At 72.6% G+C, this 26,521-nt stretch carries 23 protein-coding genes; 8 read left to right on the top strand and 15 right to left on the bottom strand.

Going from position 1 to position 26,521, the window contains the following annotated elements; genetic code table 11:
- Positions 1–169: 169 nt before the first annotated feature.
- The 8 genes from HOO61_RS18360 to HOO61_RS18325 all read right to left on the bottom strand — a co-directional run bounded on the left by HOO61_RS18360 (position 170) and on the right by HOO61_RS18325 (position 10,436).
- Positions 170–616, bottom strand: a complete 447-nt coding sequence (locus HOO61_RS18360; protein ID WP_172261147.1) for a hypothetical protein — start codon at positions 614–616, stop codon at positions 170–172.
- Positions 613–1,437, bottom strand: coding sequence for an orotidine-5'-phosphate decarboxylase (gene pyrF / locus HOO61_RS18355; protein WP_172261145.1), 825 nt, complete (start codon positions 1,435–1,437; stop codon positions 613–615). Before pyrF ends, HOO61_RS18360 begins: the two co-directional genes overlap by 4 nt.
- Entirely contained in the window at positions 1,434–2,282 is an 849-nt protein-coding gene (locus HOO61_RS18350) for a nitronate monooxygenase (protein ID WP_172261143.1), read from the bottom strand. The genes pyrF and HOO61_RS18350 overlap by 4 nt, the downstream gene beginning before the upstream one ends.
- Positions 2,279–3,136 carry a dihydroorotate dehydrogenase electron transfer subunit gene (locus HOO61_RS18345; protein ID WP_172261141.1) on the bottom strand — a complete coding sequence of 286 codons (858 nt, stop codon included), beginning with the start codon at positions 3,134–3,136 and terminating at the stop codon, positions 2,279–2,281. The genes HOO61_RS18350 and HOO61_RS18345 overlap by 4 nt, the downstream gene beginning before the upstream one ends.
- On the bottom strand, positions 3,129–4,172 hold the full coding sequence (locus tag HOO61_RS18340) for a quinone-dependent dihydroorotate dehydrogenase (RefSeq protein ID WP_367650246.1): 1,044 nt from the start codon (positions 4,170–4,172) through the stop codon (positions 3,129–3,131). The genes HOO61_RS18345 and HOO61_RS18340 overlap by 8 nt, the downstream gene beginning before the upstream one ends.
- 2 nt (positions 4,173–4,174) lie before the next feature.
- On the bottom strand, positions 4,175–7,501 hold the full coding sequence (gene carB / locus HOO61_RS18335) for a carbamoyl-phosphate synthase large subunit (protein WP_172261137.1): 3,327 nt from the start codon (positions 7,499–7,501) through the stop codon (positions 4,175–4,177).
- 1 nt (position 7,502) lies between these two features.
- Positions 7,503–8,654, bottom strand: coding sequence for a glutamine-hydrolyzing carbamoyl-phosphate synthase small subunit (carA, locus tag HOO61_RS18330; protein ID WP_172261134.1), 1,152 nt, complete (start codon positions 8,652–8,654; stop codon positions 7,503–7,505).
- A 129-nt stretch (positions 8,655–8,783) separates the two neighbouring features.
- Positions 8,784–10,436: an ABC-F family ATP-binding cassette domain-containing protein gene (locus HOO61_RS18325; protein ID WP_172261132.1), complete on the bottom strand. Its 1,653-nt coding sequence runs from the start codon at positions 10,434–10,436 to the stop codon at positions 8,784–8,786.
- Between the two features lie 242 nt (positions 10,437–10,678).
- On the opposite strand from HOO61_RS18325, the gene HOO61_RS18320 reads away from it, so the two are divergent.
- Positions 10,679–11,842, top strand: coding sequence for an acetyl-CoA hydrolase/transferase family protein (locus HOO61_RS18320; RefSeq protein ID WP_367650254.1), 1,164 nt, complete (start codon positions 10,679–10,681; stop codon positions 11,840–11,842).
- A gap of 13 nt (positions 11,843–11,855) precedes the next feature.
- On the opposite strand, the gene HOO61_RS18315 is transcribed toward HOO61_RS18320, so the two are convergent.
- Positions 11,856–12,305, bottom strand: a complete 450-nt coding sequence (locus tag HOO61_RS18315) for a VOC family protein (protein WP_172261128.1) — start codon at positions 12,303–12,305, stop codon at positions 11,856–11,858.
- A gap of 32 nt (positions 12,306–12,337) precedes the next feature.
- Between HOO61_RS18315 and HOO61_RS18310 the strand changes: the two genes are divergently transcribed.
- Both HOO61_RS18310 and HOO61_RS18305 read left to right on the top strand, forming a co-directional pair.
- Complete coding sequence (locus tag HOO61_RS18310; protein WP_172261126.1) at positions 12,338–13,069, top strand: VOC family protein; 732 nt, start codon at positions 12,338–12,340, stop codon at positions 13,067–13,069.
- 46 nt (positions 13,070–13,115) lie between these two features.
- A complete protein-coding gene (locus tag HOO61_RS18305) occupies positions 13,116–13,757 on the top strand; it encodes a DUF3060 domain-containing protein (protein ID WP_172261124.1) in 642 nt (213 codons plus the stop codon).
- A gap of 89 nt (positions 13,758–13,846) precedes the next feature.
- Here the strand turns inward: HOO61_RS18305 and HOO61_RS18300 are convergent, their stop codons facing one another.
- Genes HOO61_RS18300 through pyrR form a run of 3 tightly spaced genes read right to left on the bottom strand, consistent with a single transcriptional unit; the run spans position 13,847 to position 16,652 of the window.
- Positions 13,847–15,130, bottom strand: a complete 1,284-nt coding sequence (locus HOO61_RS18300; RefSeq protein ID WP_172261122.1) for a dihydroorotase — start codon at positions 15,128–15,130, stop codon at positions 13,847–13,849.
- Positions 15,130–16,068 carry an aspartate carbamoyltransferase catalytic subunit gene (locus tag HOO61_RS18295; protein ID WP_172261120.1) on the bottom strand — a complete coding sequence of 313 codons (939 nt, stop codon included), beginning with the start codon at positions 16,066–16,068 and terminating at the stop codon, positions 15,130–15,132. The genes HOO61_RS18300 and HOO61_RS18295 overlap by 1 nt, the downstream gene beginning before the upstream one ends.
- The gene (pyrR, locus tag HOO61_RS18290) at positions 16,065–16,652 is read right to left on the bottom strand and encodes a bifunctional pyr operon transcriptional regulator/uracil phosphoribosyltransferase PyrR (RefSeq protein ID WP_172261118.1); all 588 of its coding nucleotides are present in this window, start codon (positions 16,650–16,652) and stop codon (positions 16,065–16,067) included. The genes HOO61_RS18295 and pyrR overlap by 4 nt, the downstream gene beginning before the upstream one ends.
- Before the next feature lie 152 nt (positions 16,653–16,804).
- On the opposite strand from pyrR, the gene HOO61_RS18285 reads away from it, so the two are divergent.
- Entirely contained in the window at positions 16,805–17,416 is a 612-nt protein-coding gene (locus tag HOO61_RS18285; protein ID WP_172261116.1) for a class I SAM-dependent methyltransferase, read from the top strand.
- A gap of 74 nt (positions 17,417–17,490) precedes the next feature.
- Here HOO61_RS18285 and HOO61_RS18280 read toward each other — a convergent pair whose 3' ends face one another.
- Entirely contained in the window at positions 17,491–18,786 is a 1,296-nt protein-coding gene (locus HOO61_RS18280) for an acetyl-CoA C-acetyltransferase (protein ID WP_172261114.1), read from the bottom strand.
- Between the two features lie 138 nt (positions 18,787–18,924).
- On the opposite strand from HOO61_RS18280, the gene HOO61_RS18275 reads away from it, so the two are divergent.
- Positions 18,925–20,259, top strand: a complete 1,335-nt coding sequence (locus HOO61_RS18275; protein WP_172261112.1) for a 3-oxoacyl-ACP reductase — start codon at positions 18,925–18,927, stop codon at positions 20,257–20,259.
- Complete coding sequence (locus HOO61_RS18270) at positions 20,259–21,146, top strand: MaoC/PaaZ C-terminal domain-containing protein (protein ID WP_253942608.1); 888 nt, start codon at positions 20,259–20,261, stop codon at positions 21,144–21,146. The genes HOO61_RS18275 and HOO61_RS18270 overlap by 1 nt, the downstream gene beginning before the upstream one ends.
- A 17-nt stretch (positions 21,147–21,163) precedes the next feature.
- Here HOO61_RS18270 and HOO61_RS18265 read toward each other — a convergent pair whose 3' ends face one another.
- Together HOO61_RS18265 and HOO61_RS18260 are read right to left on the bottom strand one after the other, a co-directional pair.
- Positions 21,164–22,030, bottom strand: a complete 867-nt coding sequence (locus HOO61_RS18265) for an acyl-CoA thioesterase II (RefSeq protein ID WP_172261110.1) — start codon at positions 22,028–22,030, stop codon at positions 21,164–21,166.
- A complete protein-coding gene (locus HOO61_RS18260; protein WP_172261108.1) occupies positions 22,030–22,989 on the bottom strand; it encodes a proteasome assembly chaperone family protein in 960 nt (319 codons plus the stop codon). The genes HOO61_RS18265 and HOO61_RS18260 overlap by 1 nt, the downstream gene beginning before the upstream one ends.
- 120 nt (positions 22,990–23,109) lie before the next feature.
- On the opposite strand from HOO61_RS18260, the gene HOO61_RS18255 reads away from it, so the two are divergent.
- Positions 23,110–24,327, top strand: a complete 1,218-nt coding sequence (locus HOO61_RS18255; protein WP_172261106.1) for an acetyl-CoA C-acyltransferase — start codon at positions 23,110–23,112, stop codon at positions 24,325–24,327.
- Positions 24,324–26,402 carry a 3-hydroxyacyl-CoA dehydrogenase NAD-binding domain-containing protein gene (locus tag HOO61_RS18250; RefSeq protein WP_172261104.1) on the top strand — a complete coding sequence of 693 codons (2,079 nt, stop codon included), beginning with the start codon at positions 24,324–24,326 and terminating at the stop codon, positions 26,400–26,402. The genes HOO61_RS18255 and HOO61_RS18250 overlap by 4 nt, the downstream gene beginning before the upstream one ends.
- Positions 26,403–26,521 lie beyond the last annotated feature (119 nt).

The raw sequence follows: 26,521 nt of genomic DNA, 5'->3' as shown, positions 1-26,521 counted from the left end.
TCCTTCTGGGGTCGGACGTGCGGTCGGACGTGCGGTCAAGAGACGTCGGAGGAGGCTCCGGACGGTGCGGGTCAATCTAGTCACGTCGCGACGGGGCAGGCAATCGAGCCCGTGCGATTGCCCGGACGAGGTGACGTGGGCGACACCCCGGCCCGTCGCTCCCGCTTCACTACCTCGACAGCGGCGTCCCGCACACGTCGAGCGCGTGCTGCTCGACCTCGGTCATCGCCTCCACCGTGCGCTGCGCGCCGACCGCCCGGGCGGCCGCCTCGATCTCCTTGCGGGCCGCGGCGTCGAGCCCGGCGGGCGGCTCGTCGTGGGTGTACGTCGACGCATCGACGTCGTGCGCTTCGAGCACCTCCTCGAGCGTGCGCAACGGCTCCACGACCGCCGCCCAGTCGTCGGCGATGTCACGCGGGGCCACCTCGGCCAGCTCCTCGTAGTCGTCGAGGGCCTCGAAGACGGCTCCGGCGTCCTCGGACGCCGCGACCTCGCTGAGAGCGACCTGGTGCTCGTCGACCGCCTCGCAGTAGTCGGCCTGCGGGTCGCTCGAGCAGCCGGTCACCGCCAGGCAGGCCACGCAGACCAGCAGGAGCGCCGGAGCGAGGGGCTTCACGCCCCCAAGCCTCGCACGGCGTCGTTGCCCCGCAGGGCGGCGTCGCGCAGGGCGCCGATGCCGGGACCGGCACGCAGCACCTCGCGCGACGAGCTGGGGAGCGCCCACCGCGCGGCGGGCCCGAAGATGCGCGTCAGGTCGTCGACCGTGCCGCCCTGGGCACCGAAGCCGGGGACCAGCAGGGGGCCGTTGATGTCGAGGTCCTCGTCGGTCTCGCCGATCGTGGCGCCGACGACCGCGCCGAACGAGCCGACGGGCTCGGCGCCCGCGTTGGCCGCCCGCAGGTGCGCCAGCACGTTCCCGGCGACCGTGGCGTCTCCGGTGCACGCGTGCTGCACCTCCGGTCCCTCCTTGTTGGACGTGAGGGCGAGGACGAACAGGCCGCCACCGTGGCGCCGGCAGGCCTCGACCATCGGGTCGAGCGAACCGAAGCCGAGGTAGGGACTCGCGGTGAGGGCGTCGGAGCCGAGGGGCGAGGAGGGGTCGAGGTAGGCGTCGGCGTAGGCCTGGCTGGTCGAGCCGATGTCACCGCGCTTGGCGTCCATCAGCACCAGCGCCCCGGCGGCGCGGGACTCGGCCACGACGCGCTCGAGGACCGCCACCCCGCGGCTGCCGAACCGCTCGTAGAAGGCGCTCTGCGGCTTCACGACCCCGACCACGGGTGCGACCGCCTCCACCACGGTGAGCGCGAACCGCTCCAGGGAGGCGACGTCGTCGTCGAGGCCCCACTCGTGCAGCAGGGCCGCGTGCGGGTCGATGCCGACGCAGAAGCGTCCGCGCTCCTCGATCGCGCGGGCCAGACGGGTGCCGAAGGGGGTCATGCGTCCTCCTGTGAGGGGTGGGACCGGGACGGGTCGAGCGCGGCCCGCAGCCGGGCCACGGTCGTCGGGTCGTGGAGCAGGGCGGTGCCGACCTGTACGGCGCTCGCGCCGGCGTCGAGGTAGGCGTTGGCCGACCGGACGTCGTGGACGCCGCCGCACCCGACGGTCGGGACGTCGGGCAGGGCGCGGTGCACCTCGACGACACAGCGCAGCGCGACCGGGGCGACGGCCGGACCGCTGAGGCCACCGGCCCGCCCGTCGGGGAACGCGGCGGGCACGGCGTTGCCGATCACGACCGCGGTGGCACCGGCCTCGTGGCACGAGCGGGCGCCCTCGACGATGCGGGACACGTCGGGGCGCAGCTTGGCGAGGACGGGCCGGTCGGAGGGGAACTCGCGGCGCACGGCCGCGATGACGCTGGCCGAGTGGTAGGGCTCGCGCACCTCGAACAGGCCGGCGCCCGCCTCGTCGGGCGCACCGACGTTGACCTCCAGCCCGGCGACGCCGGGGGCGCGGCTGAGGCGACGGGCGAGGTCGGCGTACTCCCCCATCGTCGAGCCGGCGATCGACACGAGCACGCGCGCGCCCGCCCGCACCAGCCACGGCAGCTCGGTGGCGAGGAAGTGCTCGAGCCCGGGGTTGGGCAGGCCGACGGCATTGACGAGCCCGCCCGGCACCTCGGCGATGCGCGGGCCGGGACCGCCGGCGCGCGGGTCGAGGGTGATCGAGCGGGTGACGAGGTCGAGGCCGACGAGGCCGTCGGGGCCGGCGTACGGCTCGAGCTCGCGCCCGGTGCCGCCGCACCCGGAGGCGACCATCACGGGGCCCGGCAGGCCGGCGCTCACAAGCCATCTCCCAACCCATTGCCGAGGGCGTCCCACCGAACCCGGTCGCCCCGGACCACGGGGCCCTCGGCACAGGCGCGGACGACCCGTTCGACACCGTCCTCGCCGACGACGGGGAGCGGGCACCCGTGGCACAGGCCGGTGCCGCACGGGGTCGGGGTCTCGACCGCAACTTGGCTCCAGGCGCCGGCCCGCTCGGCTGCGCCGGCGGCGCTGCGGAGCACGGCGTGGGGCCCGGCGGCGTAGACCACGTCGGCGTCGCTGCGGCGTACGAGGTCGTCCACGTGGTCGGCGACGGTGCCGCGCTGGCCGACGGAGCCGTCGGCGGTCAGGACGGTGACCGACCGGGCGGAGCGGCGCGCCTCGAGCGCGGACAGCAGGCGGGCCTCGTCGGGCGCCGAGACGACGAGCGAGACCGCGCACCCGCGCTCACGGAGCCGCTCGGCGAGCGGGAAGAGCGGGGCGGCGGCGTAGCCCTCACCGACGAGCAGGCACGACACGGCTTCCTTCGGCAGCGCGAAGGGCCGGCCGAGCGGGCCCGTGATCGCGATCCGGGCGCCGACGGGCTGCGCGGCGAGCCAGGCGGTGCCGCTCCCCCGCTCCTCCACGACGACGTCGAGGGTGGGGCCGAACGCGCTGGACGCCCGGACGCGGTGCACCCACAGCGCCCGCCTGGCGACGTGTCCGGCCACGCTGACGGCGACGAAGTTGCCCGCGCGGAACCGCTCCGGGACGCCCGGCGCGGTGAGGGTCAGGTGGCGGTAGCCGCCGACGCGCTTGGTGGCGACCACCTCGCCGTCGACGTGCACGCTCGGGTGGGTCTTCCCCTCCCCTGCTCCCCGCACCTCAGCCATCCGTGGCGAGCCCCCGGACGATGCCCTTCACGATCCGCTGCGGCCACAGCGGGCCCTCGTAGACGAACGCGGTGTAGCCCTGCAACAGGTCGGCACCGGCCGCGAGCCGCCGCCGGGCGTCGTCGACGGTCGTGATGCCGCCGACCCCGACGAGGGTGAGGTCGGGACCGACGCGCTCGCGCAGCAGGCGTACGACGTCCTCCGACCGCTGGGTGAGCGGGCGCCCGCTCAGGCCACCTGCGCCGATCTCCTCCACCCGGGACGTCGAGGTGGCGAGGCCGTCGCGGCTGATGGTCGTGTTGGTGGCGATGATGCCGTCGAGCCCGGTCGCGAGGGCGAGGTCGGCGACGGCCAGGACGTCGTCGTCGCTGAGGTCGGGGGCGATCTTCACCAGCAGCGGCACGCGGTCGTCGGGTCGCACCTCGTCGGCGCGACGGCGTACGGCCTGCAGCAGGGGCTCGAGCTTCTCCACCGCCTGCAGGTCGCGCAGGCCGGGCGTGTTGGGCGAGGACACGTTGACGACGAGGTAGTCGGCGTAGCGGGCCAGGAGCCCGGTCGACTTCTCGTAGTCGCGGGCCGCCTCCTCCTCGGGCACGACCTTCGTCTTGCCGATGTTGACGCCGAGGATCGTCGATCCCCCGCCGGCCCGCCACGCGGCGAGCCGGCGGGCCACCACCTCGGCGCCGTCGTTGTTGAAGCCCATCCGGTTGACGATCGCCCGGTCGTCGGGCAGCCGGAACAGCCGCGGCGTCGGGTTGCCGGGCTGCGCCTCGCCGGTGACGGTGCCGACCTCGACGTGGCCGAAGCCGAGGGCGGCGAGCCCGTCGATCCCGACGGCGTTCTTGTCGAAGCCGGCCGCCAGGCCGAGCGGGTGCGGGAACGTCAGGCCCAGCGCGCGCACGGGCGCGGACGGCACGCGGACCGTCCGTCCCGTGACGGGCGCCGCCGCCCGGATCGCACGGAAGGCCGCGTGGTGGATCCGCTCGGGGTCGAACCGGGTCAGCGCCTGCTCGAAGAGGACGTCGTAGGGCCGCACGGTCACACGGTCCGGGAGTCCGCGGCGAGCTGCGCCCAGTCCTGCAGCGAGCGCACGCCGATCTCGCCGCGCCGCATCGCCTCGAGCCCCTGCACCGCGGCGCCGAGTCCCTGGATGGTGGTGATGCACGGGATGTCGGTCAGTACGGCCGCCGTCCGGATGTCGTAGCCGTCCGCGCGCGGCGAGCCGCCGCTCGTGGCCCCGTGCGGCGTGTTGATCACCAGGTCGACCTCGCGGTCGCGGATCAGCCCGACGATCGTCCGCTCGCCGCCCGGGCCCTCGCCCTCGGACTGCTTGCGCACCACCGTGGCCTCGACGCCGTTGCGGCGCAGCACCTCGGCGGTGCCCGCGGTCGCGAGGATCTCGAAGCCCATGTCGGCGATCTGCTTGACCGGGAAGATCATGTGCCGCTTGTCGCGGTTGGCGACCGACACGAAGACCTTGCCCGACAGCGGCAGTGAGCCGTAGGCCGCCGACTGCGCCTTGGCGAAGGCGGTGCCGAAGAAGGCGTCGAACCCCATCACCTCGCCGGTCGAGCGCATCTCGGGACCGAGCAGCGCGTCGACGGTGCGACCGTCGGAGGTCTTGAAGCGGTCGAAGGGCATGACCGCCTCCTTGACCGCGATCGGCGACCCGTCGGGCAGGTGCCCGCCGTCGCCCTCGGCCGGCAGCACCCCGGCGGCGCGCAGGCCGGCGATCGACTCGCCGAGCATCACCCGGGCCGCGGCCTTCGCCAGCGGCGTCGCGGTCGCCTTGGACACGAACGGCACGGTCCGCGACGCGCGCGGGTTGGCCTCGAGGACGTAGAGCACGTCGGAGGCGAGCGCGAACTGGATGTTGAGCAGCCCGCGCACCCCGAGCCCGCGGGCGATCGCCTCGGTGGAGCGGCGGATCCGGTCGATCTCCTCGCGGCCCAGCGTGATCGGCGGGAGCGCGCAGGAGGAGTCGCCGGAGTGGATGCCGGCCTCCTCGATGTGCTCCATCACGCCGCCGAGGAAGAGCTCCTCACCGTCGAACAGCGCGTCGACGTCGATCTCCACCGCGTCGTCGAGGAACCGGTCGACCAGCACCGGCTGGCGCTCGTTGATCAGCCCGTTGGCGACGTAGCGCTCGAGGTAGTGCTCGAGGGCGGCGTCGTCGTAGACGATCTCCATGCCGCGCCCGCCGAGCACGTAGGACGGACGCACGAGGACCGGGTAGCCGATCTCGTGGGCGATCCGCTGCGCCTGCGGGTACGACGTCGCGGTGCCGTGCTTGGGCGCCGGGAGGCCGGCGTCGGCGAGGACGCGCCCGAAGGCGCCGCGCTCCTCGGCGAGGTGGATCGCCTCGGGGGTGGTGCCGACGATGGGCACCCCCGCGTCGGCGAGGCCCTGCGCGAGACCGAGGGGGGTCTGCCCACCGAGCTGGCACACGACGCCGGCGACCGGGCCGGCCTGCTGCTCGGCGTGGACGATCTCGAGGACGTCCTCCAGGGTCAGCGGCTCGAAGTAGAGCCGGTCGGAGGTGTCGTAGTCGGTGCTCACCGTCTCCGGGTTGCAGTTGACCATGATCGTCTCGTAGCCGGCCTCGGCCAGCGCGAGCGAGGCGTGGACGCAGCTGTAGTCGAACTCGATGCCCTGGCCGATGCGGTTCGGCCCGGAGCCGAGGATGATCACGGCCTCCTTGCCCTCGGCGCGGGGCTGCACCTCGGTCTCCTCGTCGTAGGAGGAGTAGTGGTACGGCGTGCGCGCGGCGAACTCGGCCGCACACGTGTCGACGGTCTTGAAGACCGGCCGGATGCCCAGCGCGTGTCGCACCCCGCGGACGACGTCGGCGGACAGGCCGCGGATCTTGCCGACCTGCTCGTCGGAGAAGCCGTGGCGCTTGGCCAGCCGCAGCAGGTCGGGCGTCAGCTCGGTGGCCTCGATGAGCTGCACCGCGACCTCGTTGATGAGTGCGAGCTGGTCGACGAACCACGGGTCGATGGCGGTCGCCTCGAAGATCTCCTCCGGCGTCGCGCCGGCGCGGATGGCGTCCATGACCTTCTTGAGCCGGCCGTCGTGCGGGACCCGGATCTCCTCGAGCAGCGACGCCTTGTCGAGCTCGACGTACTCCTTGTGCCAGTCGAACGGCGCGTGCTTGCTCTCCAGCGAGCGCAGCGCCTTCTGCAGTGCCTCGGTGAAGTTGCGGCCGATGGCCATCGCCTCGCCCACCGACTTCATGTGGGTGGTGAGCGTCGGGTCGGCCTCGGGGAACTTCTCGAACGCGAACCGCGGCACCTTGACCACGACGTAGTCGAGCGTGGGCTCGAAGGACGCCGGGGTCTCCTCGGTGATGTCGTTCTGGATCTCGTCGAGCGTGTAGCCGATCGCGACCTTGGCGGCGATCTTGGCGATCGGGAAGCCGGTGGCCTTCGACGCCAGCGCCGACGAGCGCGAGACACGCGGGTTCATCTCGATGACGATCAGGCGACCGTCGGCCGGGTTGACGGCGTACTGGATGTTGCAGCCGCCGGTGTCGACGCCGACGGCGCGGATGATGGCGATCGCGAGGTCGCGCATCTTCTGGTACTCGCGGTCGGTGAGCGTCAGCGCCGGGGCGACCGTGATCGAGTCCCCGGTGTGGACGCCCATCGGGTCCAGGTTCTCGATGGAACAGACGATGACGCTGTTGTCGGCGCTGTCGCGCATGACCTCGAGCTCGTACTCCTTCCAGCCGAGGATCGACTCCTCGAGGAGCACCTCGGTGGTCGGGCTGGCGGCCAGGCCGGCGCCGCCGATGCGGCGCAGGTCGGCCTCGTCGTACGCCATCCCGGACCCGGTGCCGCCCATCGTGAAGGACGGGCGGACGACCATCGGGTAGCCGAGGTCGTCGGCGGCGGCGAGCAGGTCGTCCATCGAGTGACAGATGACGCTGCGGGCCGACTCGCCGCCGAGCTGCTCGACGATCTTCTTGAACTGCTGGCGGTTCTCGCCGCGCTCGATCGCCTCGATGGACGCGCCGATCAGCTCGACGCCGTACTTCTCCAGCACGCCGGCCTTGTCGAGGGCCATCGCGCAGTTGAGCGCGGTCTGGCCGCCGAGGGTCGCGAGCAACGCGTCGGGGCGCTCCTTGGCGATGACCTTCTCGACGTAGTCGGGCGTGATCGGCTCGACGTAGGTCGCGTCGGCGAACTCGGGGTCGGTCATGATCGTGGCCGGGTTGGAGTTGACCAGCACGACCCGCAGGCCCTCCTGGCGCAGCACCCGGCACGCCTGGGTGCCGGAGTAGTCGAACTCGCAGGCCTGGCCGATGATGATCGGCCCCGAGCCGATGACCAGGACGCTCTCGATGTCGGTGCGCTTCGGCATCTCAGGCCTTCCCTTCCATCAGCGCGGTGAAGCGGTCGAAGAGGTACGCCGCGTCGTGGGGGCCGGCGGCGGCCTCCGGGTGGTACTGCACGGAAAAGCTCTTGAGACGCCCGCCTGCATCCTCGGGGTCGCGCAGCTCGAGGCCCTCGACGACGTCGTCGTTGAGGCACACGTGGCTGACGGTCGCCTCGCCGAACTCGGTGGTCGTCGACCCCTCCAGCGGGGCGTCGACCGCGAAGCCGTGGTTGTGCGCGGTGACCTCGACCTTGCCGGTGGTGCGGTCCATCACGGGCTGGTTGATGCCACGGTGGCCGTACTTCAGCTTGTAGGTGCCGAAGCCGAGCGCGCGGCCGAAGAGCTGGTTGCCGAAGCAGATGCCGAAGTAGGGGATCCCGGCGCGCAGGGCGTCCTGCAGCAGGCGCACCTGGCCGGTCGTGGCCGCGGGGTCTCCCGGGCCGTTGGAGAAGAACAGCCCGTCGGGGGCGACGGCCTGCACGTCCTCGATGGACGACGTCGCGGGCAGCACGTGCACCTCGATGCCGCGCTCGCTCATCATCCGCGGGGTGTTGGACTTGATGCCGAGGTCGATCGCGGCGACGGTGAAGCGCTTGGCGCCGACCGCGGGGACGACGTAGGGCTCGGCGGTGCTCACGGCCTCGCTGAGGTTGGCACCGGCCATCTGGCCCGACTCGAGCACCCGATCGAGCAACCGCTGCGGGTCGGTCTCGGTCGTGGAGATGCCGACGCGCATGGCGCCGCGCTCGCGCAGGTGGCGGGTCAGCGCGCGGGTGTCGACACCGCTGATGCCGACGACGCCCTGGTCGCGCAGGTCGTCGTCGAGGCTGCGCACGCTGCGCCAGTTGCTCGGCACCCGGGCGGGGTCGCGCACGACGTAGCCGGCGACCCAGATCCGCGAGGACTCCGTGTCCTCGTCGTTCATGCCGGTGTTGCCGACATGGGGGGCCGTCATCACGACGACCTGGCGGTGGTAGCTGGGGTCGGTCAGCGTCTCCTGGTAGCCGGACATGCCGGTGGAGAAGACCGCTTCGCCGAAGGTCTCGCCCTCGGCTCCGAACGACTCACCGCGAAAGGTGCGCCCGTCCTCGAGGACCAGCAGTGCCGGTCGGGACTGGGCAGGGGCAGGCAGAGCCATGCCGTACCTCCTTCTCCGCCTCACGGGACGGATCGTTAAAGGATGTTCGAGCCGTCGCCGACCCTACCAGCGCAGCAGTCGTGCGACGGCATCGTGTCCACCGGCGCTGCGGCTTCCCCGGTGCTCGTGTCACCACGGCACGAGGGCGAGCTCCGGTCCGGTCCAGCGGCGGCGCAACCAACGGTCGTGCGAGGCGAGGACGACCCCTCCCGGTGCCGTCGCGAGCGCCTCCTCCAGCTCGCCCGCGAGCGCGAGCGAGACGTGGTTGGTCGGCTCGTCGAGGAGCAGGAGGTCGGGCGCCGCCGCGATCGCGACCGCCAGGCCGAGCCGTCGCCGCTGGCCCACTGACAGGCTGCCGACCGGCGTGCGGTGGTCGCGCGGGTGGAGGAGGCCGAGCTCCCGCAGGGCCGGTGCGCCGGGCAGGTGCCGCACCGCGTCGTCGTACGTCGCCAGGGCGGAGCGGTGGCGGTCGGTGACCTCCGGGTCCTGGGTCAGCTCGCGCACCGTGCGGGCCGAGACCTGCACCGTGCCGCCCGTGGGTGCCAGCCGACCGGCCAGGACGCCGAGCAGGGTGGACTTCCCCGACCCGTTCGGCCCCGTCAGCAGCAGGTGCTCACCGGCGGCCAGGTCGACCCGGTCGACCCGCATCCGCCCGGCGACCTCGAGGTCGCGAGCCTGCACCAGACACCCGGAGGCGGGCGCGGTGAGGTCCCCGCGGAACCGCAGCGGCGCCGGCGGCTTGCGCACCTGCTCGCGCTCGGCGACATCGAGCCGCCGCTGGGCGTCCTTCTTGCGACGGGCCAGGGTCTGCGCCACCCGGCCGCCCTTGAAGGAGTAGATGTACTTGTCCCCGTCGGTCGGTCCCCTGTCGTGCGCGATGGCATCGGTGCCGATCCGGGTCGCCTCCCGAAGCCGGCCGATCTCCTCCTGCTGGGCGGCGTACGTCTCCTCCCAGCGCCGGCGGGCATCGGCACGCGCCGCCTCGTAGTCCGACCAACCGCCGCCGAAGCGGCGTCCGCCGTTGCCGTCGGTGCCCAGCTCGCCGGCGTCGAGGTCGACCAGGTCGGTGCACACGTCGTCGAGCAGCACCCGGTCGTGGCTGGCCAGGACGACGACGCCGGGCAGGTCGCGCAGGAAGCCGGTCAGCACCTCGATCGCGTCGTCGTCCAGGTGGTTGGTGGGCTCGTCGAGCAGCAGGCAGGTGGGACGGGTCGTCATGATCGTGGCCAGGGCGAGGCGGGTGCGCTGCCCGCCGGACAGGGTGCCGACGACGCGGTCGGGCCCGAGGCCGGCGAGGCCGAGCCGCGCCGCGGCCACCTCGGCGCGGCGGTCGGCGTCCCAGGCGTCGTGCGCGACGGCCGTCTCGAGCGCGCGCTCGTAGGCCGCGGCGCCGTCGGGGGTACCGACCCCGGCGGCGAGCCGCTCGACGTCGACCACGGCCCGGCGCAGTGGCGCCAAGGTGAGGGCGAGCACCTCGGCGACCGTCGCGGAGTCGCGGAACGGCGCCTCCTGTCCGAGCAGCACGAGGTCGTCGGGCGCGGTGACGGTGCCCGAGGACCGGGCCCGGGTCGGCAGCCGCCCGGCGACGGCCCGCAGGAGCGTCGACTTGCCGACGCCGTTCTCGCCGACGAGGCCGATGCGGCGACCCGGCTGGGCGAGCAGGTCGACGCCGCTCAGGACGGTGCGCTCCGGGTAGGTGACCGACAGCCCGCTGACCACGAGTGGAGCCAGGACCGACGGAGCGACGGTGGTGCGGGACGGGGAGGAGGGGAAAGCAGGCATGCGGACGTCCTCGACGGATCAGAGGGAGGACTCGCCGGGCCTCGGGCGCAGGTGTGCGCCGCCGCGGACGCGAGTCGGGTCAGCCCTGGATCCACATGATGACCAACAGCCTAGGCGGTCCGGGCCGGACGGCCCACCGATTTACCGGCGTCGGCTGCCACGCTGGTCCCATGCGCGTCGTCGAGATCGACCAGGCCGCCCGTGAGGTGCGCGAGCACTGCGCCCCCTTCGCACTGCCGAGGGTGGTGACGAGCGGCAACTTCGCCTCGCCGGTCACCCTCCTGGCGTCGCTGCTGGGCGACCTGCCCGCGGCACGGCTGCACGCCCTCAACGCGCAGCCCGACCTGCCGCTGCACGACGGCGTGGTCCCGGAGACGACGTTCGTGGGTCCGGGGTTCCGGCGTCACCCCCGGTTGGTCTACGTGCCCTGCCGGCTGTCGATGGTGCCCCGGCTCTTCCACGGGCCCCTCGCCCCCGACGTCGTGGTGGTGCACACCACGACGCCGCGCGACGGACAGGTCTCGCTCGGCCTCGAGGTCAACGTGCTGCCGGCTGCGATCGAGGCGGCCCGCCAGCGCGGTGCTCTCGTGGTCGCGCAGCTCAACCCGCGGATGCCCTGGACCTTCGGCGACGCGGTGCTCCCGCTCGACGCCATCGACCTCGGGGTCGAGGTGGACGCGCCGCTGACCACCCACGTCGCCCGGCCGCCGAGCGACGACGCCCGGTTGATCGGCTCCCGCGTGGCCGCCGAGATCGGCGACGGGGCGACCCTGCAGGCCGGCATCGGCGAGGTGCCGGACGCCACGATCGCCGGTGTGCTGGAGCGCCGCGGGCTGAAGGTGTGGACGGAGATGTTCAGCGACGGCGTCCTGGTCCTCGAGGAGGCCGGCGCGCTCGACCGCGGCACCCCGCTGCGTACGTCGTTCGTGTTCGGCAGCCAGGCGCTCTACGACTGGGTCGACGACAACCCCCGGGTGCAGATGCTGCGCACCGAGACGACCAACTCCCCCGCCTCGATCGCCCAGCAGCCGGCGATGACGTCGATCAACACCGCGCTGCAGGTCGACCTGTTCGACCAGGCCAACGCGTCCCGGATCGGCACCCGTATCTACAGCGGCTTCGGCGGGCAGACCGACTTCACCGTCGGCGCCAGCCACTCACCCGGTGGCCGGGCGTTCCTCGCCCTACGCAGCTGGCACCCCCGCGCCGACGTTTCCACGATCGTGCCACTGGTCGACGAGCCGGTGACGTCGTTCCAGCACGGAGCGGTCGTCACCGAGCAGGGGATCGCCTGGATGTGGGGGCGCAGCGAGCGCGAGCAGGCGCGCAACCTGATCGAGCACGCCGCCCATCCGAGCGTCTGCGACGACCTCTGGGAGGAGGCCCGCGGGCTCGGGCTCGCCTGAGCGATCGCGGTGCTCAGGCGACGAACACGCAGAAGATGTGGCCCTCGGGGCTGGCGTAGGCGCGCAGCGGCTCGTCCGGGTCGTCCGTGCGGTCGAGCCGTAGCTCGCCGCCGATCTCGAGCACGAGGTCGTGCACCGCGTCGAGCGCGGACCGCGACGGGACGGTGGTGTCGAGGTGCGAGACCGACGGGTGGCCCGGCTCCGGCCACCGGCTCTCCGGCAGCTCCGCCACCTCCTGCACGGCCAGGCAGCGACGGCCGTCGGGGTGGGTGAGGACGAGCCAGTCCCTGTCGTCGTCGTCGCCGTCCGCGCCCTCGTCGGGCGCCTCGTCGCCGGGCCGGTAGGTCAGCCCGAGGAGCATCCGCCAGAACTCCGCCTCCCGGCGCACGTCCGTGGCGTCGAGCACGGTGTGCAGCAGCTGCGGAACGGCAGGCGGGAAGTCGGCGGGATGACGGGCGTCCATCGCTCGACCCTACGGCGTGTGATCATCGTTCGATGACCGCCCGACCCGACTGGATCCAGCTCTTCCTCGACACCCCGGCAGGCGCGTACGACGAGGCGGTCGCGTTCTGGTCCGCCGTCACCGGCTGGACGCCGTCCGAGCGGCGCGGCGAGGACGGGCAGTTCCTCACGCTGCTGCCGCCGGGAGGAGCGGCGTACGTCAAGGTGCAGGCCGTCGACGGGCCCGCGGGCGTGCACCTCGACCTCGACTCGGCCGACCGGCCCGCCCTGGCCGAGCGGAGCCGTGAGCTCGGCGCCACGGTCGCGTGGCGCTACCACGACGTGGAGGTCATGCGATCCCCCGGCGGCCTGGTCTTCTGCCACACCCTCGTCGACGGCGAGCCGAGCCTGGTCCGCGACGGCTCGACCGTGCTCGACCAGGTCTGCCTCGACATCCCGGCAGCGCGCTGGGAGTCGGAGGTCGCCTTCTGGTCCGGGCTGACGGGCCGCGGGGTCCAGGTCGGCACGCTCCCCCAGTTCGCCCGGCTGGTCGAGTACGGCCGGCTGCGCATCCTGCTGCAGCGCCTCGACGAGCCCGACGGCCCGGTGCGCGCGCACCCGGACCTCGCCACGGCCGACCGTGCCGCCGACACCGAGGAGCACGTGCGCCTCGGCGCACGCCTCGAGGAGGTCTTCGACCACTGGACCGTCCTGACCGCCCCCGGTGGCCAGGTCTACTGCCTCACCGACCGCGACCCGGCGACCGGGAGCGCGGCCGACGTGTGACCGAGCCCACCACCCACGCGCCCGCTGCCCTGCGTACTGTCGGTATGTGACTTCTCGCCACCGCGTCCTGCCCACCGCCCTCGCTGCCGCGCTGGCGGCAGGTGTGATCGCCGCTCCCGCGCAGGCCGTCGGGCTCGCGCTGCCCGTCCAGTGCGAGACCGGCGCAGAGACGGTGCTCGCGTGGGACGACGTGGCCTACGACCTGCGCGGCGCGTGCGGCGTCGTACGAGTGACCGCCGACGACGCGACCGTCACGATGCCGGCCGCCACCCGCCTCGTCCTGGAGGGCACGGGCAACACGGTCACCGCCAAGCCTCTCTACGACGTCGAGGTGACGGGCGCCGGCAACAGCCTCACCACCCCGTCCGCGCGGTCCCTGCTCGTCACCGGGGCCGGCACGAGGGTCACCGTCTCAGGTCTCGTCGAGTCGGCCAAGCTGGCCAGCACCTCCTCGTCGCTCACCGCCGACGTCGTCAACGCCCTCCGGCTGCGTGGCGCCGACGCCGTGACGGCCCGCAAGGCGTACCGCACGCGGATCACCGGCTCGGACAACGACCTCGGGCTGCGCCGCGCCGACAAGGTCGCGCTCACCGGCGACCGCAACGCCGTCACCGTCGCCCGCGGTCGTACGACGCTGCGCGACCGCGGGCAGGACAACGTCCTCGACCTTCGCCCGCGCCGCCGCTGAGCCCTCGGACCGCTCGTCCACGCGCGACACGCCCGGGATGCAGGTTGAGTCTCTGGGCGACTCACCGTCGAGGGTGGAGGTACGCCGGCTCAAGCCAGCGCGCCGTCGCGCACGGTCACCCGGCCGGCGTGGACCGTGTGCACCACCCGTGAGGTGAGGCTGCGGCCGTGCCAGGGGTTGTTGCGCGAGAGCGAGGCCGAGGCGTCACGGTCGACCGTGACGGCGGCCTCGGGATCGACGAGCACGACGTGGGCCGGCGACCCGGGCTCCAGCGGCTGTCCCTGCTCGGCCAGCCCGGCGATCCGCGCCGGCGTCACCGACATCACCTGGGCCACATCGGTCCACGACAGCTCGGGCAGCGCGGTGCGGACCACGCCCAGCGCCGTCTCGATGCCGAGCATCCCGAAGGCCGCGTCGACGAACGCATGCTCCTTGTCGTGGCGCGCGTGCGGGGCGTGGTCGGTGGCGACGGCGTCGATGGTGCCGTCGGTGAGGGCCTCGCGCAGTGCGTCGACGTCCTCCTGCGGGCGCAGCGGCGGGTTGACCTTGTAGGTCGGGTCGTAGCCGGTGAGCAGGTCGGTGGTCAGCAGCAGGTGGTGGGGAGTGACCTCCGCGGTGACCTCCCACGTGCCGTCGCGCTCCGCCTGGGCCTTGGCCCACCGCAGCACCTCGACGGAGCCGGCGGTGGACACGTGGGCGACGTGCACCCGCGACCCGGTGTGCCGGGCGAGCATCACGTCGCGGGCCACGATGACCTCCTCGGCGATCCCGGGCCAGCCGGGCAGCCCGAGCCGGCCGGACAGCTCGCCCTCGTGGCAGCAGGCGGCGGGGCCGGCCAGGGACGGGTCCTGCGAGTGCTGGGAGACGACGCCGCCGAAGGCCTTGACGTACTCCAGCGCCCGGCGCATCACCCGGGCGTCGTGGACGCACTTCCCGTCGTCGGAGAAGACCTTCACGGCGGCGCGCGAGCGGTGCATCAGCCCGAGCTCGGCGAGCTCCTCTCCGGCGAGCCCGCGGGTCACCGCACCGACCGGCTGCACGTGCACCAGGCCCGCCTCGCGGCCGAGCTCCCACACGCGGGTCGCGGCCTCGGCGGTGTCGGTCACGGGCGAGGTGTTGGCCATCGCGAGCACGGCGGTGTAGCCGCCGAGCGCGGCGGCCTGGGAGCCGGTGAGGATGGTCTCGGCGTCCTCGCGTCCCGGCTCACGCAGGTGGGTGTGCAGGTCGACGAGCCCGGGCAGGGCGACGAGGCCGTCGGCGTCGATCGTCTCCGCGCCGGACGGCGCCTCGTCGACGAGCACGCCCGCGTCGTCGACGTACAGGTCCCGGGTCTGCTCGCCGAGCAGCGAGGCTCCCTTGATCACCAGCGACATCAGGCAATCCCTCCCCGGGTGTCCCCGGCCAGCAGGTGGTAGAGCACGGCCATCCGGATCGCCAGGCCGCTGGAGACCTGCTCCAGCACGACCGACTGGGCCGCGTCGGCGGCGTCGGCGGCGATCTCGAGGCCGCGGTTCATCGGCCCCGGGTGGCAGATGGGAACGTCCGGCTTGAGCAGCGCGAGCCGGTTGCGCGTCAGGCCGTAGCCGACGGTGTACTCCCGCGGGCTCGGGAAGAACGCGCCCGACATCCGCTCCCGCTGCACCCGCAGCATCATCACGGCGTCGGCGTCCGGCAGGACGGCGTCGATGTCGTACGACGTCTCGAACCCGGCCGCGGCCGACCACGCACCGATGCCGCTGGGCATCAGCGTCGGCGGCGCGACGACGGTGACGCGGGCGCCGAGCCGGGTCAGGCACTGGACGTTGGAGCGGAAGACCCGGCTGTGGGTCAGGTCGCCGATGATCGCCACGTGGCGGCCCTCGAGCGAGCCGAGGTGGCGCTGGAGGGTGTAGGCGTCGAGCAGCGCCTGCGTGGGGTGCTCGTGCATCCCGTCGCCGGCGTTGACGACCGCGGCATCGACCCACTGACTGACCTGCACGGCGGCGCCACTGGCGGGGTGACGGATGACGAGGCCGTCGACCCCCATCGCGCAGACGGTCAGCACCGTGTCGCGCAGGCTCTCGCCCTTGGACGCGCTGGAGCCCTTGGCGCTGACGTTGATCACGTCGGCGGAGAGCCACTTGCCGGCGATCTCGAACGACGACCGGGTGCGGGTGGAGTCCTCGAAGAACATGTTGACGACTGTCCGGCCGCGCAGCGCGGGCAGCTTCTTGACCTCGCGGCTCTGCACGTCGTGCATGTCGGCCGCGGTCTCGAAGAGCTGGTGGATCTCGTCGGTCGAGAGGTCGTCGATGGAGAGCAGGTGCTTCACGAGATGGTCACCTCGTCGCTGCCGTCGACCTCGGCCAGCCGCACGCTGACGCGTTCGGCGAGGGCGCTGGGGAGGTTCTTCCCGACGTGGTCGGCGCGGATGGGCAGCTCGCGGTGCCCGCGGTCGACGAGGACGGCCAGCCGCACCGCGGCCGGGCGGCCGAGGTCGGCGAGCGCGTCGAGGGCGGCCCGGATGGTGCGCCCGGAGAACAGCACGTCGTCGACGAGGACCACGACCTTCTCGTCGATCCCGCCGGGGGGCAGCGCCGTCTTGTGGGCGCGTCGGGTCGGCTGCGAGCGCAGGTCGTCGCGGTACATCGTGACGTCGAGCTCGCCGACCGCGACCGGGGCGCCTTCCACGGTCGCGATCTTCTCGGCGATCCGCTTCGCGAGCGGTACGCCGCGGGTGTGCAGGCCGAGCAGCACCAGGTCGGTGGCGCCCTTGTTGCGCTCGAGCAGCTCGTGCGAGATCCGGGTCAGCGCCCGGGAGATGTCACGGGCGTCGAGGACGGTGCGGTCCGGCCGCTCGCTGTTGTGCTCGGGGCCGGTCCCCGGGTTGGTGTCACTGCTGGTGGTGGCAGGCATCTGCTCGCCGGACCTCCTTCTCCGCCTCACGGGACGGCTCGTTAAAGGATGTCGATCGCTCGTGACCCTAGCAGTCGGGCGGGCCCCGGGATGGGACAGGAGTACGCTCGAGAGAAGCGGTACCTTCCGCTCACGCAGGTCAGGAACTCCATATGAGCATCGGCTACGCCACCGCATACCGCACCGGGATCACCCCGTGGGAGAAGGCGAGCCGACAGGACCGGCCCACCCTCGAGCACCTCCTCGAGCGCGAGGAAGCGCTGCGGCCCGACCGGGTGCGTCGCGCCATCGACCTCGGCTGCGGCCGCGGCTTCAACACCAAGCTCCTGCTCGATCGCGGCTGGGACGCCATGGGGGTCGACAACGTGCGCCAGGCCGTCGACGTCGCCGTGCGTCGCAACGGCCTGGAGGACGCACGTTTCGTCATCGGCGACGTGCGCCACCTGGTCCACTCGGGTGTCGGCAGCCGGTTCGACCTCTTCCTCGACATCGGCTGCTTCCAGAGCCTCGACGACGCCGGTCGCACCCTCATGGCGGGTGGCGTCACCGAGCTCGCCGTGTCCGACGCCACAATCCTCATGCGCACGGGAGGCCCTCGGGCCTGGCCCGTGCGCCCGAAGCAGGTCGTCCGCCACGACATCGAGCGGGCCTATCGCGGCTGGACCGTGACCGCCATCTCGGGGGTCGGCTCGACCGACACGACCGCACCGGACCGGGCGTCGGACGCCCGCAGCGGCGAGTGGTTCCGACTCACCCGTACCTGACCGAGCGGGCGGTTCCTCGCGCTACGACCACCGAGCGGGCACCCGTCCCGGGTCGCGCGCGAGGAACCGCCCCGTCAGCGCTCCAGGATCGCGACGACGCCCTGGCCGCCGGCGGCGCAGATCGAGATGAGCGCCCGGCCCCCCTTGCCCGTCGACTCAGCCCGCTCGGCGAGCAGCTTGGCGGCGACGGGGAGGATGCGGCCGCCGGTGGCGGCGAACGGGTGCGCGGCCGCGAGCGAGGAGCCGTTGACGTTCAGCTTCTCGCGGTCGATCGCACCGAGGGGCGCGTCGAGGCCGAGGCGCTCCTTGCAGAACACCGGGTCCTCCCACGCGGCCAGCGTGGACAGCACCTGGGAGGCAAAGGCCTCGTGGATCTCGTAGTAGTCGAAGTCCTGCAGCGTGAGGCCGTTGCGCTCCAGCATCCGGGGGACGGCGTACGCCGGCGCCATCAGCAGGCCCTCGTGGCCGTTGACGTAGTCGACCGCGGCGGTCTCCGCGTCGACGAGGTGCGCCAGGACCGGCAGTCCCCGCTGCTCGGCCCACTCGTCGCTGGCGAGGAGCACCGCGGAGGCACCGTCGGAGAGTGGGGTGCTGTTGCCGGCGGTCATCGTGGCGGCCGTGCCCTTGCCGAAGACCGGCTTGAGGGTGGCGAGCTTTTCGACCGTCGAGTCCGGGCGGAGGTTGTTGTCCCGCTCGACGCCACGGAAGGCCGTGACGAGGTCGTCGTGGAAGCCCTCCTCGTAGGAGCGGGCCAGGTTGTGGTGGGAGCGGGCCGCGAGCTCGTCCTGCGCCTCCCGGGTGATCCGCCACTCGAGTGCGGTGAGCGCGGCGTGCTCGCCCATCGAGAGCTTCGTGCGGGGCTCGCCGTTCTGGGGGATGTCGAGGCCGATGTCTCCGGGACGGATGGAGCCGAGGGCCTTCAGCCGGCTGGCGGTGTCCTTGGCGGAGTTGACCCTCATCAGCTTCCTGCGCAGCTTGTCGCTGATCGCGACGGGGGCGTCCGAGGTCGTATCGGTGCCGCCGGCCACGCCCGCGTCGATGACGCCGAGGGCGATCTTGTTCGCCACCTGGATCGCCGCCTGCAGCCCGGTGCCGCAGGCCTGCTGGATGTCGGTGGCCGGGGTCTCGGGCGCCAGCCGGGAGCCCAGCACGCACTCGCGGGTGAGGTTGAAGTCGCGCGAGTGCTTGAGCACCGCACCGGCCACGACCTCGCCGAGCCGCTCACCGCGCAGCTCGAACCGGTCGACGAGGCCGTCGATCGCGGCGGTCAGCATCTCCTGGTTGGAGACGCCGGCGTAGACGGTGTTGGACCGGGCGAACGGGATGCGGTTGCCGCCGACGACGGCGACCGGACGGGTGGTGGGCTGCATGTTCCTATCCTTGCCGGTGAGGCGCCCACCGCCAACGGCGTGAGGGCCACGTCACGAAAAGTGGACTCCGAGTTACAGCAGGCGTTACACATCGACACCACCGTCCCGTCCCACCAGCGAAGAGGGAACACCGCCACCATGAGCGACCGCTACCAGGGCTTCGTGTCCACCCCGATCGGCAAGCTGCTCGTCAACAACCTCGGCCTGCCCAACCCCACGCCGCTGGAGCGGTGGACCGACGGGTCACCGCTGGTCGACGGGCTTGTCGTGCTGGGCGGCGAGGGCCGGCTCACCGAGGCGCTGCCCACGACGCTCGACGGGCTGGGGATCGCCTCGGCCACCGCGCTGGCGGACGGCGTACGCGCCAAGGCGCTGGTGTTCGACGCCACCGGCATCACCGACACCGCCGGGCTCGTCGCCCTGCAGGAGTTCTTCACCCCGCTCATGCGCCGCCTCGAGACCTGCCCGCGAGTGGTCGTGATCGGTACGCCGCCGGAGCAGCGCACCGGATCCGAGCGCGTGGCGCAGCGCGCGCTCGAGGGCTTCACCCGCTCCCTCGGCAAGGAGATCGGCCGCGGCGGCACCGCGCAGCTCGTGTACGTCGCCCCTGCCGCCGACGGGGCGATCGCCTCCACGCTCGCCTTCCTCCTCTCCCCCAAGTCGGCCTACGTGTCAGGCCAGGTGGTCCGCATCGGTGCGCACGGCGCCGTGACCACCGACGAGATCACCGACTGGAGCCGTCCCCTGGCCGGCAAGGTCGCGCTGGTGACCGGCGCCAGCCGCGGCATCGGCGAGGAGATCGCGCGCGTGCTGCACCGTGACGGCGCGACCGTCGTCGGGGTGGACGTGCCGCAGGCCGCCAGCGAGCTCCAGACCCTGATGGGCGAGCTCGACGGCGACCACCTCGTGCTCGACATCACCGCGAAGGACGCACCGCAGCGCATCGCCCACCACCTGCGCGAGCACCACGGCGGCGTCGACGTCGTGGTCCACAACGCGGGCATCACCCGCGACAAGAAGCTCGCCAACATGGCCGAGGACCGGTGGAGCAGTGTCATCGCCGTCAACCTCACCGCACCCGAGCTGATCTCCCGCGAGCTGCTCGACCAGGGTGTCATCAACCCCGGCGGGCGCATCGTGGGTGTCGCCTCGATCGCGGGCATCGCCGGCAACGTCGGCCAGACCAACTACGCGACGTCCAAGGCAGGCGTGATCGGCCTCGTCGAGAGCCTGCGTGACGAGCTCGCCGACGGCATCACGGTCAACGCCGTCGCGCCGGGCTTCATCATCACGCAGATGACCGCCGCCGTGCCGTTCGCGACCCGCGAGGTCGGCCAGCGCCTCAACGCGATGGCCCAGGGCGGCCTGCCCGTCGACGTGGCGGAGACGATCGCCTGGTTCGCGAGCGCCGGCTCCGGCGCCGTGAACGGCAACGTCGTGCGCGTGTGCGGCCAGATGATGCTGGGCGCCTGATGGCCCTCGAGCAACCGCGGATGCTCACCGGCGAGCCGGGCGGGCTCGCCACCCTCGCCCGCGCCGCGCTGCCGGCCGTCCCGGTCGTCAACCGCCTCCCCGGGATCCGCAAGGGACCCGAGCGTGACTTCACCGGCCTCTCCTACGCCCGCGAGGCCGTGGTCGTCGAGCGCTCCCGCGTGGACGCGTACGCCGCCGTGTGCGGCTTCCCGCGCCGCGACGTCGTACCGGTGAGCTTTCCGCACCTGCTGGCGTTCCCACTCCACATGGCGATCATGGGCGACGCGGCCTTCCCCTACCCGGCCATCGGGATGGTCCACGTCGAGAACGTCATCACCGCTCGCCGCGCGATCGGCATCGGCGAGGCGCTGGACGTCACCACCTCGGTCGCCGCGCCGCGCCCGCACGTCCGGGGCGTCCTGCTCGACTTCACCACCACCGTGGCCGCCGAGGGCGAGACCGCGTGGGAGTCGACCTCGACCTACCTGCGCCGCGGCCGGTCCGTCGAGGGTGACCCTGCCCGAGGGCTGGAGGTGCCGGACCCGCCGGCCGGTGGCGTCGAGTGGCGGCTGCCCGGTGACCTCGGGCGCTCGTACGCCCGGGTGTCCGGTGACGCGAACCCGATCCACCTCACCCCGGTGACTGCCAGGGCGCTGGGCTTCCGGCGCCAGATCGCCCACGGCATGTGGACGCTGGCGCGCTCGGTCGCCGCGATCGAGAACCGTCTTCCCGAGGCGGTCACCGTGGAGGTGGCGTTCAAGAAGCCGGTCTTCCTGCCGGGCACCGTGCGCTACTCCGCGCATCAGGACGACGGTGGCTGGGCCTTCGCGATGACGAACCCGAAGGACGGCTCCCCGCACCTGCTCGGACGCGCCACGCCGGCCTGAGACCGCCCGGGTCTCGGCTAGGAGCGGTCGTCGCGGACCCGGATCAGGCCCTCCTGGGCGACCGTCGCGACGAGCTCGCCCGACTGCGAGAAGACCCGGGCCAGCGCCAGGCCGCGCGCGCCGCCGGCGAACGGCGAGAACTGGTCGTAGAGCCACCACTCGTCGGCGCGGAAGGGCCGGTGGAACCAGATCGTGTGGTCGAGCGAGGCCGGCTGCAGGCGCGGCGAGGCGATGTGGATGCCGTGCGGCACGAGCGCGGCGCCGAGCAGCGTGAGGTCGCTGGCGTAGGTGAACGCCGCCTGCTGGACCGTCGGGTCGGCGGCGAGGTCGCCGTCCACCCTGATCCACAGCCGGGCCCGCGCCGGGTGGTCGGGGTCCTCGGGCAGGCCCTGTCCCGTGACGCCCACGTGGCGGATGTCGAGCGCCGCCCACTCCCGCTCCCAGTGCTCAGCGGCTTCGGGGCCGCGCGAGCGGGCCAGCTCCACCAGCGGCATCCCCTGCTCGGGGCTGGGCACCTCCGGCATCCGGTCCTGGTGCTCCAGTCCCGGCTCCGGGATCTGGAAGTTCGCCGTCATGTAGTAGATCGGGCGGCCGTGCTGGCGGGCCGACACCCGTCGGGTGACGAACGAGCGGCCGTCGCGGATGCGCTCGACGTCGTACACGATCGGCACGGTCGTGTCACCCGGCCGCAGGAAGTAGGAGTGCAGCGAGTGCAGGACGAACTGGCTGTCCACGCTGCGGGTCGCGGCCACGACCGCCTGGGCGGCCACCTGCCCGCCGAAGACCCGCTGCCGCTCGGTGCGTGCCTGCGCCCCGCGGTAGAGGTCGACCTCGAGGCGCTCGAGGTCGAGGAGGGTCGCCAGCTCGTCGGCGCTGCCCGCCATCAGCGGCCGTCCCAGCCGCCGGCGTCGTCGCCGTTGTCCTTCGACTGGTCCCGGCCCTGGTCGTCGAGGTCGGCCAGGAAGGCCTCGAAGGCGCTGCCGATCTCCTCGCCCGTGGGCAGCGGCTCGTCGTCGGAGAGCAGCGACGACCCGCTGGCCTCGGCCTCGCGGAAGGAGTCGTACTGTTGCTCGAGCCCCCGGACGACCTCACCGACCTCGTCGTGGGTGGAGAGGTAGCGGTCGACCTCGGTCTCGGTGATCTCGGCAGCCTCGCGGAGTTCGCCGAGGTCGATGGTGAGGTGACCGCCGATCTCGAGGTGCTCGAGGAGCACGAGTGCGGCCTGGGGATACTCCATCTGGGCGAGGTAGTGCGGGATGTGGGCGACGAAGCCCAACGCGTCGATGCCCCACTCCCCCAGCCGGATCTCCAGCAGCGCCTGGGCGCTTGCCGGCACCCGCAGCTCGCCCTGCCACGGGCTCTCCCCGGGGACCAGGTCGGGTCGGTTGGCGTGCGGGGTGATCGCGATCGGCCGGGTGTGCGGCACCGCCATCGGCACGGCGCCCATGCTGACGACCCGGCTCACGTCGAAGCGCTCGACGACCTCGCGGACGGCGCGGGCGAAGGCCTCCCACCGGATGTCGGGCTCGGGCCCGGCCAGCAGCAGGAACGGCGTGCCGCCGGTGTCGCGCAGCGCGCGGACGACCAGCCGGGGCGCCTCGTAGTCGGTGTAGTGATCGCGGATGAAGGTGACGGGTGGGCGACGGGCCCGGTAGTCGTGCAGGGCGTCGACGTCGAAGGTGGCCACCACCTTGCCGTCCGACAGGTCGGCCAGGTGTCGCGCGGCCAGCTCTGCAGACTTGCCCGCGTCGAGGAATCCGGTGAGGACGACGACGAGGGTGAGGTCACCGGCGTCGGCGAGCACCTCGGCGTCGTCGACGATGTGCACGAGTCGGTCGGCCATGGGGAGAGCCTAGTGAGTCGACGTCCGTGACCCGACACACACCCGGCCTGGTGGGCAGGCATTGTTACCCGGGGGTAACGTGAGCGCACCCCGTCCCCCTCAGAGCCTGGGAGAAGCCAAGTGTCCCGACCACAGCGTGAGGTCGTCTTCGTCGACGGCGTGCGCACCCCGTTCGGCAAGGCCAAGGGCCAGTACGCCGAGACGCGGGCCGACGACCTCGTCATCAAGAGCATCCGCGAGCTGCTCCGCCGCAACCCGTCCCTGCCGCCCGAGCGGGTCGACGAGGTGGCGATCGCCGCCACCACCCAGATCGGCGACCAGGGCCTCACCATCGGCCGCACCGCCGCGCTGCTCGCTGGCCTGCCGCAGAGCGTCCCGGGCTACTCCATCGACCGCATGTGCGCCGGCGCGATGACGGCCGTCACGAACACCGCGTCGGGCATCGCCTTCGGGGCCTACGACGTGGCCATCGCCGGCGGCGTCGAGCACATGGGCCGCCACCCGATGGGCGAGGGCGTCGACCCCAACCCGCGCATCCTGTCGGAGCGGATCGTGAACCCCGACGCGCTGGTCATGGGCAAGACCGCGGAGAACCTCCACGACCGCTACCCCAGCATCACCAAGCAGCGGGTCGACGAGTACGCCGTGCGCAGCCAGCAGAAGACCAAGGCGGCCTACGACGCGGGCAAGATCCAGCCCGACCTCGTCCCCGTCGCCACCCGCTCCGCCGACGCCGGCTGGGGCCTCGCCACGACCGACGAGCCGATGCGTCCCGAGACCACGATGGAGTCGCTGGCCGGGCTGAAGACGCCGTTCCGCTCGCACGGCAACGTCACCGCCGGCAACGCGGCCGGCATCAACGACGGCGCCACCGCCGCCCTGCTGGCCGACGAGGAGACCGCGCGCGAGCTCGGCCTGCCCGTCAAGATGCGCCTGGTCACCTACGCCTTCGTCGGCGTCGAGCCCGAGGTGATGGGCGCCGGCCCGATCCCGGCGACGGAGAAGGCCCTCCGGCTGGCCGGCCTCACCATCGACGACATCGACGCGTTCGAGGTCAACGAGGCGTTCGCCGTCCAGGTGCTCGCCTTCCTCGAGCACTACGGCATCGCCGACGACGACGCGCGGGTGAACCCCTACGGCGGCGCGATCGCGATGGGGCACCCCCTCGCGTCGTCCGGCGTACGCCTGATGAACCAGCTGGCGCGCCAGTTCGAGGAGCGCCCCAAGGTCCGCTACGGCCTCACCACCATGTGCATCGGCATCGGGATGGGCGGCACCGTCATCTGGGAGAACCCGCACTGGACCGGCTCCAGCGACGCGAACGGAGAGACGAAGTGAACGACTCCAGCATCTTCGAGCGCGCACAGGCGATCGTCTCCGACGCCGAGCGCGTGACGCAGGCCCATCTGCGCACGGTCGCCCTGCCCGGCGCGACCATCGGCCTGATCACCCTCGACAACGGCGAGGACCACACCAAGCCGAACACGTTCGGTCCCGCGTCGCTCCTCGCGCTCAACACCGCGATCGACGCGGCGCTGGCCGACGACGCGATCGACGCGATCGCCGTGACCGGCAAGCCGTTCATCCTGGCCGCCGGCGCCGACCTCAACGCCATCCAGGGCGGCGGCCCCGACGCCGTACGCACCGTGGCCGAGCTCGGGCACGCCGTGTTCCGCAAGCTGCAGGACGGCGGCAAGCCGTCGTTCGGCCTCATCAACGGCCTCGCCCTCGGCGGTGGCCTCGAGGTGGCGCTGCACTGCACCTACCGCACCGTGATGGACTCCGCGCCGGCGTTGGGCCTGCCCGAGGTCATGCTCGGGCTCGTGCCCGGCTGGGGCGGCGCGTGGCTCGTGCCCAACCTCGTCGGCGCCGACAAGACGGTCACCCTGATCGTCGAGAACCCGCTCAACCAGGGCAAGACCCTGGGTGGGCAGGCGGCGTACGACTTCGGGCTGGCCGACGCGGTCTTCAACGGTGCGGACTTCCTGGAGCAGTCGCTGCTCTGGGCGGCGTCCGTGCTGCGCGGCGAGACGGTCGTCGACCGGCCCGAGGTCGACCGCGGTGAGGCCTGGGACGCTGCGATCGAGCGGGCCACCGCGATCGTCGCGGCCAAGACCGGTGGCGGCTCCCCCGCCGCGGCCAAGGCGGTCGAGCTCATCGCCGCAGCGCGTGACACCGACCGTGACACGGGCTTCGCCGCGGAGGACGACGCCCTCGAGGCGATGTCGCAGACCGCCGAGCTGCTCGCGTCGCTCTACTCCTTCGACCTGGTGCAGAAGCGGGCGAAGCGCCCCGCCGGCGCACCGGACAAGTCGCTCGCCCGGCCGGTGACCAAGGTGGGCATCGTGGGTGCCGGCCTGATGGCCAGCCAGCTCGCGCTGCTCTTCGTTCGGCGCCTCGAGGTGCCGGTCGTGCTGACCGACCTCGACCAGGAGCGGGCCGACAAGGGCGTGGCCTACGTGCACGCCGAGATCGACAAGCTGCTGGCCAAGGGCCGGATCAACCAGGACAAGGCGAATCGCCACAAGGCGCTCGTGTCCGGGGCGACCGACAAGCAGGTCGCCTTCGGCGACGCCGACTTCGTGATCGAGGCCGTCTTCGAGGAGATGTCGGTCAAGAAGACCGTCTTCGCCGACGTCGAGAAGGTCGTCAGCAGCGAGTGCGTGCTGGCGACGAACACCTCGTCGCTGTCGATCACCGAGATGGCCGCCGACCTCGAGCACCCCGAGCGCGTCGTGGGCTTCCACTTCTTCAACCCCGTCGCGGTCATGCCGCTGCTGGAGATCGTCAAGGGTGACGCCACCGACGACGCCACCCTGGCCACGGCGTTCGCCACCGGCAAGGCGCTGAAGAAGACCACGATCCTGGTCAAGGACAGCCCGTCGTTCATCGTCAACCGACTGCTCGGTCGCTTCATGAGCGAGGTCGGCCGCATCGTCGACGAGGGCACCTCCGTCGGCGTCGCCGACAGCGCCTTCGCCGGCATCGCGCCCATGCCGCCGTTCGTGCTGCTCTCGCTGGTCGGGCCGGCCATCGCGCTGCACAACAACGAGACGTTGAAGGGTGCGTTCCCCGACCGCTTCTACGTCTCCCCCGCCCTCGAGCGGATCGTCGCGGCGAGGAAGGGCGCCTACTACGGCCCCGACGGCCGCCTCGACCCCGAGGTCGAGGAGCTGCTCGAGAAGCCCGAGCACCCGGTCGTCCTGACGGCCGACGAGGTGCGCGAGCGCACGCTCGCCGGCCTGGCCGAGGAGGCGCGCCTGATGCTCGACGAGGGTGTCGTCGCCGCTCCGCAGGACATCGACCTGGCGATGATCACGGGCGCCGGGTTCTCGTTCTGGAACGGCGGGCTCACCTTCATGCTCGACGTGAAGGGCATCTCGGAGAAGGCGACCGGCAAGCGGTTCCACTGACGAGTGGACTGGTCCTGACGCTCACAGCACGTCGAGCTGGCTAGTCCTGACGCTCTCAGCACGTCGAGTCGGGGCATCAACAACGAGGGTGGGGCGCCCCAACCGCAAATATGGGCCAG

The organism is Nocardioides sp. zg-1230 (genome assembly GCF_013155335.1).
Lineage (GTDB): Bacteria > Actinomycetota > Actinomycetes > Propionibacteriales > Nocardioidaceae > Nocardioides.
This window is presented reverse-complemented; position numbering and strand designations above follow the sequence as displayed.

Excerpts from the sequence above, each read along its gene's own strand:
- pyrF (WP_172261145.1), bottom strand. The coding sequence starts at position 1,437 with ATGACCCCCTTCGGCACCCGTCTGGCCCGCGCGATCGAGGAGCGCGGA.
- HOO61_RS18345 (WP_172261141.1), bottom strand. The coding sequence starts at position 3,136 with ATGGCTGAGGTGCGGGGAGCAGGGGAGGGGAAGACCCACCCGAGCGTG.
- carB (WP_172261137.1), bottom strand. The coding sequence starts at position 7,501 with ATGCCGAAGCGCACCGACATCGAGAGCGTCCTGGTCATCGGCTCGGGG.
- carA (WP_172261134.1), bottom strand. The coding sequence starts at position 8,654 with ATGGCTCTGCCTGCCCCTGCCCAGTCCCGACCGGCACTGCTGGTCCTC.
- HOO61_RS18325 (WP_172261132.1), bottom strand. The coding sequence starts at position 10,436 with ATGCCTGCTTTCCCCTCCTCCCCGTCCCGCACCACCGTCGCTCCGTCG.
- HOO61_RS18315 (WP_172261128.1), bottom strand. The coding sequence starts at position 12,305 with ATGGACGCCCGTCATCCCGCCGACTTCCCGCCTGCCGTTCCGCAGCTG.
- HOO61_RS18310 (WP_172261126.1), top strand. The coding sequence starts at position 12,338 with ATGACCGCCCGACCCGACTGGATCCAGCTCTTCCTCGACACCCCGGCA.
- HOO61_RS18300 (WP_172261122.1), bottom strand. The coding sequence starts at position 15,130 with ATGTCGCTGGTGATCAAGGGAGCCTCGCTGCTCGGCGAGCAGACCCGG.
- pyrR (WP_172261118.1), bottom strand. The coding sequence starts at position 16,652 with ATGCCTGCCACCACCAGCAGTGACACCAACCCGGGGACCGGCCCCGAG.
- HOO61_RS18285 (WP_172261116.1), top strand. The coding sequence starts at position 16,805 with ATGAGCATCGGCTACGCCACCGCATACCGCACCGGGATCACCCCGTGG.
- HOO61_RS18280 (WP_172261114.1), bottom strand. The coding sequence starts at position 18,786 with ATGCAGCCCACCACCCGTCCGGTCGCCGTCGTCGGCGGCAACCGCATC.
- HOO61_RS18275 (WP_172261112.1), top strand. The coding sequence starts at position 18,925 with ATGAGCGACCGCTACCAGGGCTTCGTGTCCACCCCGATCGGCAAGCTG.
- HOO61_RS18270 (WP_253942608.1), top strand. The coding sequence starts at position 20,259 with ATGGCCCTCGAGCAACCGCGGATGCTCACCGGCGAGCCGGGCGGGCTC.
- HOO61_RS18265 (WP_172261110.1), bottom strand. The coding sequence starts at position 22,030 with ATGGCGGGCAGCGCCGACGAGCTGGCGACCCTCCTCGACCTCGAGCGC.
- HOO61_RS18260 (WP_172261108.1), bottom strand. The coding sequence starts at position 22,989 with ATGGCCGACCGACTCGTGCACATCGTCGACGACGCCGAGGTGCTCGCC.